14 protein-coding genes, 1 other RNA gene, 1 pseudogene and 1 riboswitch are annotated in these 12,874 nt (G+C 67.3%); of the genes and pseudogenes, 8 read left to right on the top strand and 8 right to left on the bottom strand.

All coding sequences use genetic code 11. From position 1 onward, the window contains the following. Positions 1 to 261, top strand: a pseudogene (locus ACE3SS_RS08935) (protein CapI); the annotation flags it as partial. 29 nt (positions 262 to 290) lie between these two features. On the opposite strand, the gene ACE3SS_RS08930 reads toward ACE3SS_RS08935, so the two are convergent. After that, entirely contained in the window at positions 291 to 1,064 is a 774-nt protein-coding gene (locus tag ACE3SS_RS08930; protein WP_374593052.1) for a ComF family protein, read from the bottom strand. Between the two features lie 52 nt (positions 1,065 to 1,116). Between ACE3SS_RS08930 and ACE3SS_RS08925 the strand changes: the two genes are divergently transcribed. Continuing rightward, complete coding sequence (locus tag ACE3SS_RS08925) at positions 1,117 to 2,064, top strand: trans-aconitate 2-methyltransferase (protein ID WP_374593050.1); 948 nt, start codon at positions 1,117 to 1,119, stop codon at positions 2,062 to 2,064. Between the two features lie 191 nt (positions 2,065 to 2,255). Further along, complete coding sequence (locus ACE3SS_RS08920) at positions 2,256 to 2,837, top strand: SCO family protein (protein WP_374593048.1); 582 nt, start codon at positions 2,256 to 2,258, stop codon at positions 2,835 to 2,837. A 19-nt stretch (positions 2,838 to 2,856) separates the two neighbouring features. On the opposite strand, the gene ACE3SS_RS08915 is transcribed toward ACE3SS_RS08920, so the two are convergent. Genes ACE3SS_RS08915 through ACE3SS_RS08900 form a run of 4 tightly spaced genes read right to left on the bottom strand, consistent with a single transcriptional unit; the run spans position 2,857 to position 5,373 of the window. Further along, positions 2,857 to 3,558 carry a hypothetical protein gene (locus ACE3SS_RS08915; RefSeq protein WP_374593046.1) on the bottom strand — a complete coding sequence of 234 codons (702 nt, stop codon included), beginning with the start codon at positions 3,556 to 3,558 and terminating at the stop codon, positions 2,857 to 2,859. A gap of 7 nt (positions 3,559 to 3,565) precedes the next feature. Continuing rightward, positions 3,566 to 4,264 (bottom strand): flagellar basal body L-ring protein FlgH, encoded by a 699-nt coding sequence (locus ACE3SS_RS08910; protein WP_374593044.1) that lies wholly within the window; start codon positions 4,262 to 4,264, stop codon positions 3,566 to 3,568. Beyond that, positions 4,261 to 4,842 (bottom strand): cell division protein FtsI, encoded by a 582-nt coding sequence (locus tag ACE3SS_RS08905; RefSeq protein WP_374593042.1) that lies wholly within the window; start codon positions 4,840 to 4,842, stop codon positions 4,261 to 4,263. The genes ACE3SS_RS08910 and ACE3SS_RS08905 overlap by 4 nt, the downstream gene beginning before the upstream one ends. Positions 4,843 to 4,875: 33 nt before the next feature. Continuing rightward, on the bottom strand, positions 4,876 to 5,373 hold the full coding sequence (locus ACE3SS_RS08900; RefSeq protein ID WP_374593040.1) for a hypothetical protein: 498 nt from the start codon (positions 5,371 to 5,373) through the stop codon (positions 4,876 to 4,878). A 383-nt stretch (positions 5,374 to 5,756) separates the two neighbouring features. On the opposite strand from ACE3SS_RS08900, the gene ACE3SS_RS08895 reads away from it, so the two are divergent. Together ACE3SS_RS08895 and ACE3SS_RS08890 are read left to right on the top strand one after the other, a co-directional pair. Beyond that, positions 5,757 to 6,488 carry a response regulator gene (locus tag ACE3SS_RS08895; RefSeq protein WP_374593038.1) on the top strand — a complete coding sequence of 244 codons (732 nt, stop codon included), beginning with the start codon at positions 5,757 to 5,759 and terminating at the stop codon, positions 6,486 to 6,488. After that, positions 6,485 to 7,783, top strand: coding sequence for a sensor histidine kinase (locus tag ACE3SS_RS08890; RefSeq protein WP_374593036.1), 1,299 nt, complete (start codon positions 6,485 to 6,487; stop codon positions 7,781 to 7,783). Before ACE3SS_RS08895 ends, ACE3SS_RS08890 begins: the two co-directional genes overlap by 4 nt. A gap of 1 nt (position 7,784) precedes the next feature. Here ACE3SS_RS08890 and ssrS read toward each other — a convergent pair. The 3 genes from ssrS to ACE3SS_RS08875 all read right to left on the bottom strand — a co-directional run bounded on the left by ssrS (position 7,785) and on the right by ACE3SS_RS08875 (position 8,600). Beyond that, positions 7,785 to 7,967, bottom strand: a non-coding RNA gene (gene ssrS / locus ACE3SS_RS08885) — 6S RNA. A gap of 64 nt (positions 7,968 to 8,031) precedes the next feature. Continuing rightward, on the bottom strand, positions 8,032 to 8,364 hold the full coding sequence (locus ACE3SS_RS08880; RefSeq protein WP_374593034.1) for a cell division protein ZapA: 333 nt from the start codon (positions 8,362 to 8,364) through the stop codon (positions 8,032 to 8,034). Continuing rightward, a complete protein-coding gene (locus ACE3SS_RS08875) occupies positions 8,361 to 8,600 on the bottom strand; it encodes a cell division protein ZapB (protein WP_374593032.1) in 240 nt (79 codons plus the stop codon). Before ACE3SS_RS08875 ends, ACE3SS_RS08880 begins: the two co-directional genes overlap by 4 nt. Positions 8,601 to 8,726: 126 nt before the next feature. Then, positions 8,727 to 8,976: riboswitch (cobalamin riboswitch) on the top strand. Positions 8,977 to 9,044: 68 nt separating this feature from the next. On the opposite strand from ACE3SS_RS08875, the gene ACE3SS_RS08870 reads away from it, so the two are divergent. From ACE3SS_RS08870 to ACE3SS_RS08860, 3 genes are read left to right on the top strand one after another with little or no spacing between them, the layout of a single operon-like run. Next, positions 9,045 to 11,072 (top strand): TonB-dependent receptor, encoded by a 2,028-nt coding sequence (locus ACE3SS_RS08870; protein WP_374593030.1) that lies wholly within the window; start codon positions 9,045 to 9,047, stop codon positions 11,070 to 11,072. 27 nt (positions 11,073 to 11,099) lie between these two features. After that, complete coding sequence (locus ACE3SS_RS08865) at positions 11,100 to 12,065, top strand: FecCD family ABC transporter permease (protein ID WP_374593028.1); 966 nt, start codon at positions 11,100 to 11,102, stop codon at positions 12,063 to 12,065. Beyond that, positions 12,062 to 12,868, top strand: coding sequence for an ABC transporter ATP-binding protein (locus ACE3SS_RS08860; RefSeq protein ID WP_374593026.1), 807 nt, complete (start codon positions 12,062 to 12,064; stop codon positions 12,866 to 12,868). Before ACE3SS_RS08865 ends, ACE3SS_RS08860 begins: the two co-directional genes overlap by 4 nt. Positions 12,869 to 12,874 lie beyond the last annotated feature (6 nt).

Below are 12,874 nucleotides of genomic sequence, written 5' to 3'. Positions count from 1 at the left end.
TCGCGCTCGCATGCGCCGTATCGGGTGTTCAACATCGGCAACAGCGAACCGGTGGAGTTGCTGTATTTCATCGAGACGCTCGAAGGCGCGCTCGGCATCACGGCGCACAAGGAGTATCTGCCGATGCAGCCGGGCGATGTGCCCGCCACGTATGCCGACACACAGGCGCTCGAGACCTGGACGGGCGTGCGCCCGGAGGTGTCGATCGAGACCGGCGTGGCGCGCTTCGTCGAGTGGTACCGCGGCTACTACGGCCGCTAATCGAATCAGTCGGGCAGCCGGGGGCGCGATCAGCCCTTTGGCGTGCGCGCCACGACCCAGATCTGCACGCTGGCTGCGCCGGCCTGCTTGAGCGTGTGCGCCAGCTCGGCGGCGGTGGCGCCGGTGGTCATCACGTCATCGACGACGGCCACGCAGCGGCCGCGCAGCTCGGCGCGGCGCAGCGGCTCGACCGTGAAGGCGTTGCGCAGGTTGGCTTGGCGGGCGGACTCGTCCAGACCGAGTTGATGGGCGGTGTCTCGCGTGCGCAGCAGCAGACGGGCATCGGCCCGTAGGCCCAGCCGGCGGGCCGCGCGCCGGGCGAGCTCCCAAGCCTGGTTGTAGCCGCGCTCGCGCAGGCGCTCGGCCGATAGCGGCACGGGCAGCAGCCAGTCGGGCGGGGTCTGCAAGGCTTGCGGGTGCTGGCGCACCGCCGTCATCAGCCGATCAACCAGCGCTGGAGCCAGGCCCGGCTGCTGGCGAAACTTGAAACGCGTGATCAGCTCGCTCCAGGGCTCGCCGTAGTTGACGGCGGCCACGGTGAGGTCGAAAGGGGGCGGCTCCGATAGGCAGGCGCCGCACAACGGGGTCGCGTCGGTGAGGCCGGGGGCATCGATGGCGCAGCGCCGGCAGCGCAGTCGTGGCCCGGCGTGCTCGGCTACGCAGGCGGCGCACACGCGTTCGCCTTGCCAGCGGCTGCACACCTGGCATTGCTGGGGCCAGGCCCAGGCGCGTGGCGGGTGCGCGGCGCCGAGCAGGTCGATGTGGCGTGGGCCTTTGGTGCGGGCGAGCCAGTGCGAAAACATGCGCTCAATATACTGGGCGGCCCCACCACGGCCCCACCATCAGCCCGCTCTCATGCTGCCTCCCGAACCCTCTTCGACCGCGCCCGCTGCGCCCCCCATTGCCGTGCCCGATGCCCCTGCCGTGCGGCACCAGTTGCAGCGTCTGGCTGGGGGGGGCCAAGCGCCCTGGCTGCAGCAGGAGGTGGCGCGCCGCATGGCCGACAAGCTCGACGTGATCCTCATCAAGCCCAAGTGCTGGATCGACTGGTGGGCGCGCGCCGGCGCCAGCGGCGAACTGCTTGCCCAACGCTACCCGAAGGCGCAGGCGGTGTGGGTGGAGCCCACGGCGGCGCTGCTGCAAAGCCATGCCGAGCCGGCCTGGAAGCGCGCGCTGGGCGTGTTGTCGGGGGCGACGCGGCGGGCACAGCTGGAGTCGGACGAGCTCGTGCCCGGGCAGGCGCAACTGCTGTGGGCCAACATGATGCTGCATCTGCACGCCGACCCCGACGCGCTGCTGCGCCGCTGGCACCGCGCGCTGGCCATCGACGGCTTCTTGATGTTTTCGTGCCTGGGGCCCGATACCCTGCAGCAGTTGCGGGAGCTGTACTCGCGCCTGGCTTGGCCGGCGCCGACGCTGCCGTTTCGCGACATGCACGACATCGGCGACGCGCTGGTGCAGGCCGGTTTTGCCGACCCGGTGATGGACATGGAGCGCATCACGCTCACGTGGGCCTCGCCGCAGGCCTTGCTGGCCGACTTGCGGGCGTGGGGCGGCAACGTGCACCCGCAGCGCTTTGCCGGCTTGCGCACGCCGCGCTGGCGGGCACGGCTCGAACGGGAGCTGATGGCGCTGGCGCGTCCGCAGCCCGACGGCTCCAGCCGGCTGACGCTGACCTTCGAGCTGATCTACGGGCACGCCATCAAGCCGCCGCCGCGCCCGAAGGTGGCCGCCGAAACCGCCGTGTCGCTGGAAGACATGCGCTCGATGATGAAGCGCAACCCGGCGGGCGGCAGACCCTAGCGAGCCGGAGCCGCGCGAGCGCCGCGCTGTGGTCGTGCCATATCGGCTACGCTTGGCGTTCGGGGCGGCACGCATGGCCATGCGCTGGCGCGCCGCCCGTCTGTTCATCAATCCACCGCCTGATGCCGCGGTTCGCGGCGCCGCTGATCGGCCGCCGCCGGCGCATCGGGAGGGCACGTTCAAGACGATTCATGCGACGACACTTCTTGCGCACCATGCTCGGCGGCGCGGCCCTCGCGGCGGGCCTGCCGGGCTGCACCCCCCCGCACCAATTTCATGGCACCGACATCACCGGCGTGCCCTACGCCGGCAGGCTGGATCTGCCCGATGCCGACGGCAAACCGCGCAGCCTCGCCGAATTCAAGGGCAAGACGGTGGTGGTGTTCTTCGGCTACGTGCACTGCCCCGACGTGTGCCCCACCACCATGGCCGAGCTGCGCGAGGTCAAGCAACTGCTGGGCCCCGACGGCGCCAGGCTGCAGGTGATCTTCGTCACGCTGGACCCGGCGCGTGATCTGCCCGGCATGCTCAAGCCCTACGTGCAGGCCTTCGACCCCAGCTTCATCGCCTTGCGCGGCACGCCCGAGCAGACCACCGCCGCCGCCGCCGAGTTCAAGGTGTTCTTCGAGAAAGTGCCGGGCGACCAGCCCGACCAATACACCATCGACCACACCGCCGGCGCCTACGTGTTCGACGCCACCGGCAAGCCGCGCCTGTTCGAGCACTACGGCACCAAGCCGCAAGACTGGGTCGAAGACATCAAGGCGTTGTGACCCGCCCCGACCACGCCGCTCACGGCTGATGGCGGTAGCGCCTGAACCAGCACGTCCCCATGCGTGTCGACTTGGTGCGCTTGCTGCCGCGCGCCACGCCTTGCGCGGTCAGCAGGCAGGCGCGGCTGCTGCGTCGGGCGACCGGCGCGTCGAAGTCCGACGCGAGCTCTTGAGCGCCCAGGCCCAGCGGCTCCAGCCAGTTCAACGACAAGCTGCCGTTCTCGACCATGCCGCAGGCTTCGGCCAGCGCGACATCGTCTGCCAGCAGGGCCAGCACGTCGGCGCGCCAGCGTGATCCGCAGGACGCGGTCGGGTTGGGTGATCGCTCGTCTCGGGCTGGCGCCGGGCATTGCAACGGCAAGCCGCGGCCGATGCCCAGGAATTGCGGTGGCAGCTCCAGGCACCAGGCCGCGCCGTGGTGGTCGCGCGGCATGCGTTGCAGCGCGAGGCGCCAGGCTTGCGCGTCGCGGCACAAAGTGTCGTGGGGGCTCCAGTGCAGCGCGACCGCCGCGAGTTTCACCAGCACGGCATGCCACTGGCGCCGCTGATGGGCCGACAGCGCGGGGTAATCGCGCACCTGATCGCGCGTCAGGGCGTCGAACAGCTCGGGCAGCGAGGCCTGCACGACGGCGCCATCGCTGGCGTGCCAGTAGGCGATCAGCGGATCGTTCAGCAGCGAAAAGGCGAGGCCGTCTGCGGTGGAGGCGATGAGATCGATCATGTGCTTTTCACCAGACTTGCATGGACTTGGTCAGCAGGCGTTGCAGCCATGTGCGCGACGACGCATCGGCCACATCGCCTTGCCCGACCGCCTCGAAGTGCGCGTTCAGCACGTCGTCCGATGCCACCACGTTGCCGAGCTTCAGGTCTTTCGGGTTCACGACGCCCGAGATGCGCAAGGTGGTGGCGCTGCCGTTCAGCAACATGGCGCGCTCGCCAGCCACGACCAGATGACCGTTGGGCAGCACGTTGATGACCGAAACCGTGATCTGCGCGGTGAAGTTGGCCGCGTTGTCGGTGCTGCCCTTGCCCTTGTAGCTGTCGCTGCCCGACGCGGTGGCGTTGACGCCCAGAATCGGGCCCAGCACGCCGCCGCTGTCCTGGTTGGGGCCCTTGGTCGTCACCTGGTTGGCGCGGCTGTTGTCGGTGTTGACCTTGTTGCTGGCGCTGAATTTCTCGGCAATCGAGATCTTCAGCGTGTCGCCGATGGCACCCGGTTTCTTGTCGCCCGAGAACAGCGAAGCCGTCGCCATGCCCGGCTGGTAGATCGAGCCCGTGTTGATCTTCTCGATGTAGATCGGCGGCTCGTTGGGTGGCGCCAGCATCGGCGATTGCACGATGGACGGCGGTGAAGCCGCGCAGCCGCACAAGATATTGGCGGCACCGATCATCAGCCAGGGTTTGGTGGCGAGAAGCGGATATTTCATGGTGTCTTGTTCCGATCGGGTTGGGATATTGCAGCCGCACCGTTGCCGGTCACGGCGGCAATCACCGGAGCCAGCTTGCTGCGCGTCGATGACCATTTGCCGGTTCCAAAAGCCCCTGGTTTTTCGTAACTGCTGCTGGCAATGAGATTTCCGCCGTCGGTAAACAGGCTCACGGTTGCCGAGCTGACATAAGTCGCGTATTCACCTGTAAATGGCTGAGTGCCCCATTCTTGATATGCAACATATCTGAGCCAGACGCCGCATCGATATTGGACGATGCTCGCCTCATACACTCGGCTCTCAATCTGGTGAATCTTCAGCTCCGCCTGGATGGCCGGGACGATATCCGCCACCGGAGAATTGGCGTTGTATTCGATGCAGAGAGATTGAATCGGCGGATGATCGTGAATAACGGTATGGGTAGCCGATGCCGGGCCATGAGCCACGGCCGTGCTCACCGCCGAGCCCGACGCCTTGGCCAGTTCCCACAACGGCAGCGGGCTCAACACCGAGCAGCCCGACAGCGTCAACGACGACGCCATCAGGGCCCGGGCGGCAATTCGTGCGGTGGCGCGCATGGCGAGGCTCCCGATACGAGCTGCTGCGCGCGCTCAGACCAATTTGTCCAGCGCCTGGGCGCCCGCGACGATGGCGCTGCCGACATAGCTGCCAGCCGACTCCGCCGCGTCGGCCATCTCGCTCGCCACCTTTGATGCGGCGTGAGAGACGCTCGACGCCAGGCTGGACACCTTGCCTTCGACGTAATGCGCGGCAGCCTCGACTTGGTGAGCGCCCGAGCTGGCGATGGAGTAGACCGATTCGCCCACTTTCTCGGCGCCGTTTTCAATGGATTCGATGCCGTCCCCGATCGCCGAAGCCACGCCATGCACGAGGTCGGCGGCGCCTTCGCCAGCTTCGTGGAGCGCATGCGAGAGCTCGTTCAGCCCCTGCGCGCTGAACGAAAACAAGGCGCTGGCAGCCGGCTCGGCGGCTTCGCCGGCGGCGATGGCGGTCGATACCAGCGGCCCCAGCTCCTTTTCGTTTCGCTCGTACGTGCCCAATTTGACGGGTTGGGCGGTATATGAAGAGCAGGCATTGATTCCATTCATTTCATTCTCCAGATGAGTGGTTGGGTGAACGAATCTTATGGATGCCGCCAGAAAGCCTTTTTGATGAAGAGACTGAATAAGTCGGTCTATTTACTTTGTGAATTTGTCGATATTGACCATGTTGAAACAGACGCGATTCTGCATGTCATGTGCGGATATAAAAAATAGCAGTCGCGTCACGCGATGTCACAATATTACACGTCTACTGCTTTGCAAAAAAATATGGACTGCCTCAGGTATCTGTCTGGTTGTGATTGTTAACGGTTGGCGGGCCTGATTGAAAAGTTATGTTAATCAAGTCAATTTCAGGTGACGTGCTACGATATTCAGCAATTTATTCTCTGCAAGCCGAATTTCAGAATTCGTTGATCAACTGGCAAACCATGAATCAAGCTGACCGCGCGGCCGGCGGCGGGCCCGGCCGGTGCCATCTGTATCTGGTTGAAGACGACGTGGCGCTGCGCGACATGCTCGGCGGCTATTTGCAGAAGCAAGGGTGTGCCGTGACGACGATGGCGCAGGCTGAGGACATGTTCCGGGGCATGCATGCCGAGCGCCCCGATCTGATCATTCTGGATGTCGGCCTGCCCGGCATGGACGGACTGGACGCCTGCCGCCGGCTGCGCGCCGATGGCGATGAGGTTCCACTGATCCTGCTGACGGCTCGCGGCGAAGAGATCGATCGCGTGGTGGGCCTCGAAATGGGCGCCGACGATTACCTCAGCAAGCCATTTTCAGCGCGCGAGTTACTGGCTCGCGTCAAGGCCATCTTGCGGCGTGCTCAGCAGACGCGGCGCGGCAACGACCGTGACGAGTTGAGCGTCCCGATCGGCGCCTGCGTGTTCTGGCCCGCGGCGCGCAGCCTGCAGCGCGGCGACGAAACGCGGGTGCTCAACTCGGTCGAGTTCGCGATGCTGGCCGAGCTTGTGCAGCATGCCGGCGAGCCCGTGTCACGCGAGCGTTTGCGCGAGGTGTCTCACGCGGGCGAAGGCAACGTGATGCTGCGCGCGGTGGACGCCGCCATCATGCGGCTGCGCAAGTCCCTGGAGCCCGACCCGGCGCGGCATCGGTACATCCAGACCGTGCGTGGTCGCGGCTACGCGTTCATACCGTGATCGACGCCGGCAAGCCGCTCAGCCATGAGCTTGGCCATTCGATGAAGATGACGATGAAGAAGACCGCCACGCTGCTGGCCGCATGCGCCGCATCCGTGTCGGGCATGCTTGCGCTGTACGCCGTGCTGTTCTACGGCGTGTGCCAACCCTGGGAAGACGACTGGATGGCAGGAAGCTTGATGTCGTGCACCCGCGTGCGCGCGTTGGCGCTCGGCGCGGCAAGCCCGGCCGATCGCGATCGGCTCGCCGCCGACTTGAGCATCGACGGCATGACCGTGTCGCGCCTGCCGCCGCGAACAGACGACGGCGGCCTCCACGCCAGCACGCGGATCGGCGACACCACATGGTGGATCGGCTTCTGGCTGCCCAGGCGCGCCGCATATTGGGCGACCGTCGCGACGATCGGCGTGTCCGCCCTGGTGGCGCTTGCGATGGCGGTTGCCGTGCGCGCGACAAGACACCGAACGGCCCGGCACATGCAGCGTCTCGCGCATGCCTTGCGGGCGCGGCGCGCGGCCCTGTCGCCCATCGACATGCCGGCCAGCTGCAGCGTCGAGCTGGAGCAGCTTGTTCGCTCGTTCAACGAATGGGTCTCGGTATTGCGGCGCTCCGAGCAATCCAAGCTGCGTCTGCTGGCCGGCGTGTCGCACGATATCCGCACGTCACTCGCTCGGCTGCGCTTGCGTGCCGAAATCGAATGCGACGACGAGGTGTACCGTGCCATGGAGGAAGACTTCAAGGCCGTGACCCGGGTCATCGATCAGTTTCTGGTTTATGCGCAAGGGCAGGCCGGCGTGGCGGTGCACAGCAGCTCGCGGCCGCTGGCTGATCTGATCCAGCAAAGCGTGTGGTCTTGTCGAGGCGCCGGACAGGTGCGAATCGCGCGCATGGACGCATGCCCGGTGGCAGCGCCGGCGCTGCCCGTGCACCGGGTGCTGTCGAACCTGATCGACAACGCCTTGGCGCATGGGCGGGAGCCGGTCGAGATCGAGTTGCGCGCGCTTGACGATGGCGCCGAGATGCTGGTGTTCGATCACGGCCAGGGCATTGCCGAGCGAGATTTCGCGCAGGCGCTGGAGCCCTTCGTCAAGCTGGGGCGCGGCGCGCCGTCACTGGGGCACAGCGGACTGGGGCTGGCGATCGTCGTGCAGATCGCGGAGCTGCTCGGCGGGCGCGTCGTCATGAAAGCGTTTGATGGCCAACGCTTCGGCATGGGGCTTCATTTGCCGGGAGACACGCATCGCGCGGACACAAAACAAAGGCCGATCTCGCCAGAGACCGGCCTTTGCCGTTGAAACAAGGTCCGCCGTGAACCGGTTGCCGCATTCCTGAACCCAGGGGATTCAGGTGGGCGAGGTCAGTGGGGCTTCGGGTTCATCTGACGCGAGACGATCACACCAGCCCAACGATGTTCCAAGCCCTGGCTCAAAGAGCATCGGTTCAAGGAAATAAAAGCAACCGCGAACTCGACGGACAGTTGTCATTCTAGGGCCGCGCGTTGGCCCGGGTGCAAGGAATTACTGTGCGATGCGCGCGGTTTTTCTCAGAGCAGATGGCCGTCCTGGCCCAGTGCCTGGTCGAGCTTGCGCAGCAGCGCGTTGATGTCGGGTAGCGCCGCGCCAGACAACTCGTCGGCCGCCTGTTGCCCGCGGGCGGGCCGGGCCGACTCGGTCGCCGGACGCTGCACGATCGAGTAGGCCAGGTTGAGCGCGGCGAGCACGGCGATACGCTCGCGCGCCTTGATCTTGCCGGCGTCGCGGATGGCGCACATTTCGCGGTCGACGCGCGCCACCGCTTCTTGCAGGTTGCGCTCGCCGCCTTCCGGGCAGCCCAGCAGATAGCTGTGGCCCATGATCGTGACTTCGATTTGCTTCAAGCGTGGTCTCCGGGTGTTGAACCTTCGGCATCGGTGGCCGCCGCGGCTTCGGCGGGCAGGCGGTCGATGAGGGCGTCGATGCGCGAGCGCGCGGCCGATAGGCGCGAGCGCAGGGAATCGCGCTCGGCGGTGATCTGCGCCACTTGCCGGGTCAGCAGATCATTGGTGCGCTGCAACTCTTCGTGGCGCAGCAGCAGCCGCTCGACGCGCTCGATCAGGGATTCGATCTTCGACATGACTGTCGCCAACCCGATGGTTCAAACGGCGCGATTGTAGGCGCTCGGGTTTGCGCTGCGCAGGTGGGGCGCGCCCGGAGGCGGGCGTGGTTTGCCGCAGTTCAAGGCGCCGCCTGGCGTGATCCTTACAATGCCGCCTCTGTTGGTGCTCGCGCCGGTCTTCTAGCCGGCGCAGTTAAACGGGAAGCAGGATGGCCTCGGTCGCAAGACCTCATGCCCAGCCTGCGCTGCCCCCGCAACGGTCAGCGGACGAGCGATGCCCATGGCGTCGCTCAACTCGTGTCATAGCAAGCCACTGCGAGCTTATCGGCTCGCGGGAAGGCGACACGGGTCGTCTCCGCCAGCCCGGATACCGGCCAACAACGGGGCGCGGCTCGATGCCGCGCCATTTCGCGCGTGCCTGCGGGGAAGCTGGCGTGCGTACTTCATCTCGTTGTTTTCATCATGTCGTTTTCTTCTTGCCTGCCGGCCGGCTCGCGTGCCACCACGCTCCGCGCCATTGCCTGGGCCGCGCATGTCGCCTGCCTGTCTTCGTCTTGCTGGATGGCTGGCGCGCACGCGCAGGTCGTGGCCGCGAGCGCCGATCGATCGACCAGCACGACAGCTCAGCTCGAGCCCGTCATCGTGACGGCCTCGCGCAGCGCGCAGACCTTGTCCGGCGCACCCATTGGCGCCACCGTGATCACGGCGGACGACATCCGCCGCTCTGGCGTGTCGGATGCCAACGAAGCCATTCGCAAGTTGGGCGGCGTGGTGGGGCGCGCCGACCTGAGCGGCGGCCGCGAGCAGACGCTCGACCTGCGCGGCTTTGGCTCGACTGCCGACAACAACATCGTGGTGTTGGTGGATGGAGCGCGCATCAGCGAGAACGAACAAGCTTCAGCGCGGCTGTCGGCCATTCCGGTCGAATCGATCGAGCGCATCGAGATCGTGCGCGGCGGCAGCTCGGTGCTGTGGGGCGATGGCGCGTCAGCCGGAGCCATCAACGTGATCCTCAAGTCGCCCCAGGCTCGTCGCGGCGCTGGCCTGACCGTTGGCGCGGGCAGCTACGGCGAACGCGATGTGCGGGTATCGGGTCAAACCATGCTGGGCGCGTTGGCCGTTGACACGGCCGTGCAGCACCGGCAGACCCGTGGATATCGCGACAACAACGCCAATCGGCAAGACACCGGCAGCGTGGGCGTGGAGTTCCAGAAAGATCGACTCAAGCTCATGGCTCGCATGCAGGCTGAAGACCAGGGCGGCGGTTTGCCGGGCCCTTTGACCTTCGCCGAGTTTGCCGCTGATCGGCGGCAGGCGGAGACACCGCATGACGATGGCGGCATCACGCAACACCGCTACAGCATTGGCGGGGAGTACGGCTGGAAAGCCTGGGGCGACTGGACGGTGCAGACCGACCTGGTGCAGCGCCAGCGCGACACGCGCTACTTCTATGCACCCGGCAACCACGGGCAAATTGCCAGCGACAGCGTGCAGTTCATGCCGCGGCTTACGCATCGTGCCGAGTGGTCGGGTTGGGCCGAAACCACCACCTGGGGCTTCGATTCGACGGACTGGACGTATCGCACCGCCAGCAGCTATTCGAGTGAGGACGCTCGCCAATCGAACGATGCGGCGTACTTGCATACCGACTGGAGCGCGCCGACTGGCACGCGTGTGACCGCAGGCGCTCGCAAGGAGCGCGTGACCAAGGACGCGCAGGTTGCGAGCTATCACAGCCATTACGACCTGAGTGCCAGCGAGCTGGGGCTGAGCCAGAGCTTGCCGGGTGGCCTCGACGTATATGGCCGCGGGGCCTTGTCGTATCGCCTGCCCAATGTGGACGACCTGAGCTTCACAGCGGTTGCTCCGGCCGAGCTGCGCGCGCAACGCAACCGCGACGTCGAGGCCGGTATCAAGTGGCAGCAGGGCGGGCAGCGTGCGGCGCTGCGCGTGTTCCGCCAGCACACGGTGGACGAAATTGGCTACGACCCGACTGCACCAGGCCCATACGGACCAGGTGCCAACGTCAACCTCGACCCCACGCAGCGCCGGGGCGCGGAGCTGGAAGGCAGCACGCAAGTCACGTCGGCCATCAAGTTGTCCGGTACTTGGCAGACGCTGGTGGCGCGCTTCCGCTCGGGGCCGCAGGCTGGTCGCGAGATGCCGCTGGTGGCACCTCGTTCGGGCACGGCCCGCGCCAGCTACACCATCAACGAGCACCACGCGGTCGATCTTGGCTTGCAATACCGTGCGCCCATGCGCTTTGGCGACGACAACGCCAACACCTGCGCCAAGCGCATCCCGTCGGCAACATTGCTGGACGCGCGCTATGCCTGGACGCCCGCCCAATCGGCGTGGGGCGAATGGGCGGTATCGGCCACCAACCTGACCGATCGCAAGACCTACAGCATGGCGTACAGCTGCATCAAAGGCAATTTGTACCCCGAGGTAGGGCGCGCTTTGTCGGTCACGGCGAGTTGGCGCTTCTGACCCACCGACCGCGCTCGGGCTGACGTCATGGTCGATCAACCAATCGGTGTGAAGCCGGCATCAGGTTCGCGCTCGCGTGCTGGCCGGGTGTTGGTTGCGCTGCCGGTTGTCGTGTTGCTGATCGTCCTGCTGGCCGTGGGCTTGGGCAGCGCCGACCTGCCTGCCGCGCTGGCCTGGCAACTCCGCGCCCCCCGCGTGCTGGCTGCCGCCGGCGTGGGGGCGCTGCTGGCGCTGTCCGGCCTGGCGATGCAGGTGGTGTTGCGCAACCCGCTGGCCGACCCCTACGTGCTGGGCACCTCGGGCGGCGCGGCGGTGGGGGCGCTATTGGCCTTGATGCTGGGCTGCAGCCTGGGGCTCGGCGCGGCGGTGGGCGCCTTGGTGGTGACGGCCCTGCTGCTGGCGCTGGCGCGGCGCGCGCTCACGCAGGCCGACGACGCCTCGGCGCGGCTCATCCTGGTGGGCGCGATGCTGGCAGCGGTGACCGGCGCGCTGGGCACCTTGCTGCTCACGCTCACGCCCGACCCGCAGTTGCGCGGCGCGATCTTCTGGCTGGTGGGCGACTTGTCGGGCGCGCGGGGTGGCCTGGGCTGCCTGCTGTTGGCGGCCGGGCTGGCGGCGTTGCTGATCTGGCGCGCTCGCAGCGTCGATCGCTTGCTGCTGGGCAGCGAGGCCGCGGCCTTGCTGGGCGAGCCGGTGGTGGTGCTGCGCTGGGGTCTGCTGGCGGGCGCTTCGCTCGCCGCGGGCTGGGCGGTGGCCACCGCCGGGTCGATCGGTTTCGTGGGGCTGGTGGTGCCGCACGTCTTGCGGCTGGGCGGCGTGCAACGCACGCGCGATCTGGCCTGGGCCGCGCCCATCGGCGGGGCGACCTTGCTGGTGGCGGCCGACCTGCTGGCGCGCACCGTGGCCGCGCCGCAAGAGCTGCCCGTCGGGGCGGTGATGGCCTTGTTGGGCGCGCCGCTGTTCATCGCCTTCCTGCTGCGGGGGGCACGATGAGCGTGGCATTCGCATCGACGCAGGCGCCGCTGGTCGAGGCTTGCGGGCTCGGTCTGTCGGCGCCCGGGCGCGGCCTGCTGGTGCAGGGGCTGGATCTGCGCGTGCAGCCCGGCGAGCGCTGGTGCGTGCTGGGCCGCAACGCGGTGGGCAAGTCCACCTTGTTGCGCGCCCTGGCCGGCCTGCCGGTGCCGGGGCTGCGCGGCGAGGTGCGTTGGGCGGGGCAGGCGGCACCGCGCTGGTCGCCGGCCGAAGCGGCGCGTCTGCGCGCCTACCAGCCGCAAACCCCGAGCGATCGCTTTGGCTTGAGCGTGCGCCGCTTGCTCGAACTCGCGGTGTGCTCTCCACCGCGCGCCGACGAGTCCGACCTGCTTGGTCTTCTGACCGAACTGGATGCGGCCGACTTGCTCGACCGCGACGTGCGTCAGCTCTCGGGCGGCGAGCGCCAGCGCGTGGCCTTGGCGCAATGCGCGTTGCAAGGCACGCCCTTTTTGTTGCTCGACGAGCCCATCTCGTTCCAAGACCCGGCGCACCAGCAGTTGGTGGGGCGCTGGTTGACGCAACTCACGGCCACAGGCCAACGCAGCGTGGTGATGACGGCGCACGACGTGAACTGGGCAGCCAGCGTGGCCACGCATGTGCTGTTCTTGTTGGGCGACTGGTGCGGTCGCCGCGATGGCCAGGGCGGTGAGCCCGGTGCCTGGGCGGCGGGCCCCGTGGGCGAGATGCTCACCGCCGCGCAGTTGCAAGCCGCTTATGGCTGCGCGTGGCGCGAGGCCGGTGGCGTGTGGGTGCCGGTGGGCTGAGCCGCC

The organism is Aquabacterium sp. (assembly GCF_041915145.1).
GTDB lineage: Bacteria > Pseudomonadota > Gammaproteobacteria > Burkholderiales > Burkholderiaceae_C > Aquabacterium.
This window is presented reverse-complemented; position numbering and strand designations above follow the sequence as displayed.

What these genes read in the sequence shown, in the direction of transcription:
- ACE3SS_RS08930 (WP_374593052.1), bottom strand. Translation starts at nt 1,064, where the DNA reads ATGTTTTCGCACTGGCTCGCCCGCACCAAAGGCCCACGCCACATCGAC.
- ACE3SS_RS08860 (WP_374593026.1), top strand. Translation starts at nt 12,062, where the DNA reads ATGAGCGTGGCATTCGCATCGACGCAGGCGCCGCTGGTCGAGGCTTGC.
- ACE3SS_RS08905 (WP_374593042.1), bottom strand. Translation starts at nt 4,842, where the DNA reads ATGCGCGCCACCGCACGAATTGCCGCCCGGGCCCTGATGGCGTCGTCG.
- ACE3SS_RS08875 (WP_374593032.1), bottom strand. Translation starts at nt 8,600, where the DNA reads ATGTCGAAGATCGAATCCCTGATCGAGCGCGTCGAGCGGCTGCTGCTG.
- ACE3SS_RS08900 (WP_374593040.1), bottom strand. Translation starts at nt 5,373, where the DNA reads ATGAATGGAATCAATGCCTGCTCTTCATATACCGCCCAACCCGTCAAA.
- ACE3SS_RS08865 (WP_374593028.1), top strand. Translation starts at nt 11,100, where the DNA reads ATGGTCGATCAACCAATCGGTGTGAAGCCGGCATCAGGTTCGCGCTCG.
- ACE3SS_RS08910 (WP_374593044.1), bottom strand. Translation starts at nt 4,264, where the DNA reads ATGAAATATCCGCTTCTCGCCACCAAACCCTGGCTGATGATCGGTGCC.
- ACE3SS_RS08920 (WP_374593048.1), top strand. Translation starts at nt 2,256, where the DNA reads ATGCGACGACACTTCTTGCGCACCATGCTCGGCGGCGCGGCCCTCGCG.
- ACE3SS_RS08925 (WP_374593050.1), top strand. Translation starts at nt 1,117, where the DNA reads ATGCTGCCTCCCGAACCCTCTTCGACCGCGCCCGCTGCGCCCCCCATT.
- ACE3SS_RS08870 (WP_374593030.1), top strand. Translation starts at nt 9,045, where the DNA reads ATGTCGTTTTCTTCTTGCCTGCCGGCCGGCTCGCGTGCCACCACGCTC.
- ACE3SS_RS08915 (WP_374593046.1), bottom strand. Translation starts at nt 3,558, where the DNA reads ATGATCGATCTCATCGCCTCCACCGCAGACGGCCTCGCCTTTTCGCTG.
- ACE3SS_RS08895 (WP_374593038.1), top strand. Translation starts at nt 5,757, where the DNA reads ATGAATCAAGCTGACCGCGCGGCCGGCGGCGGGCCCGGCCGGTGCCAT.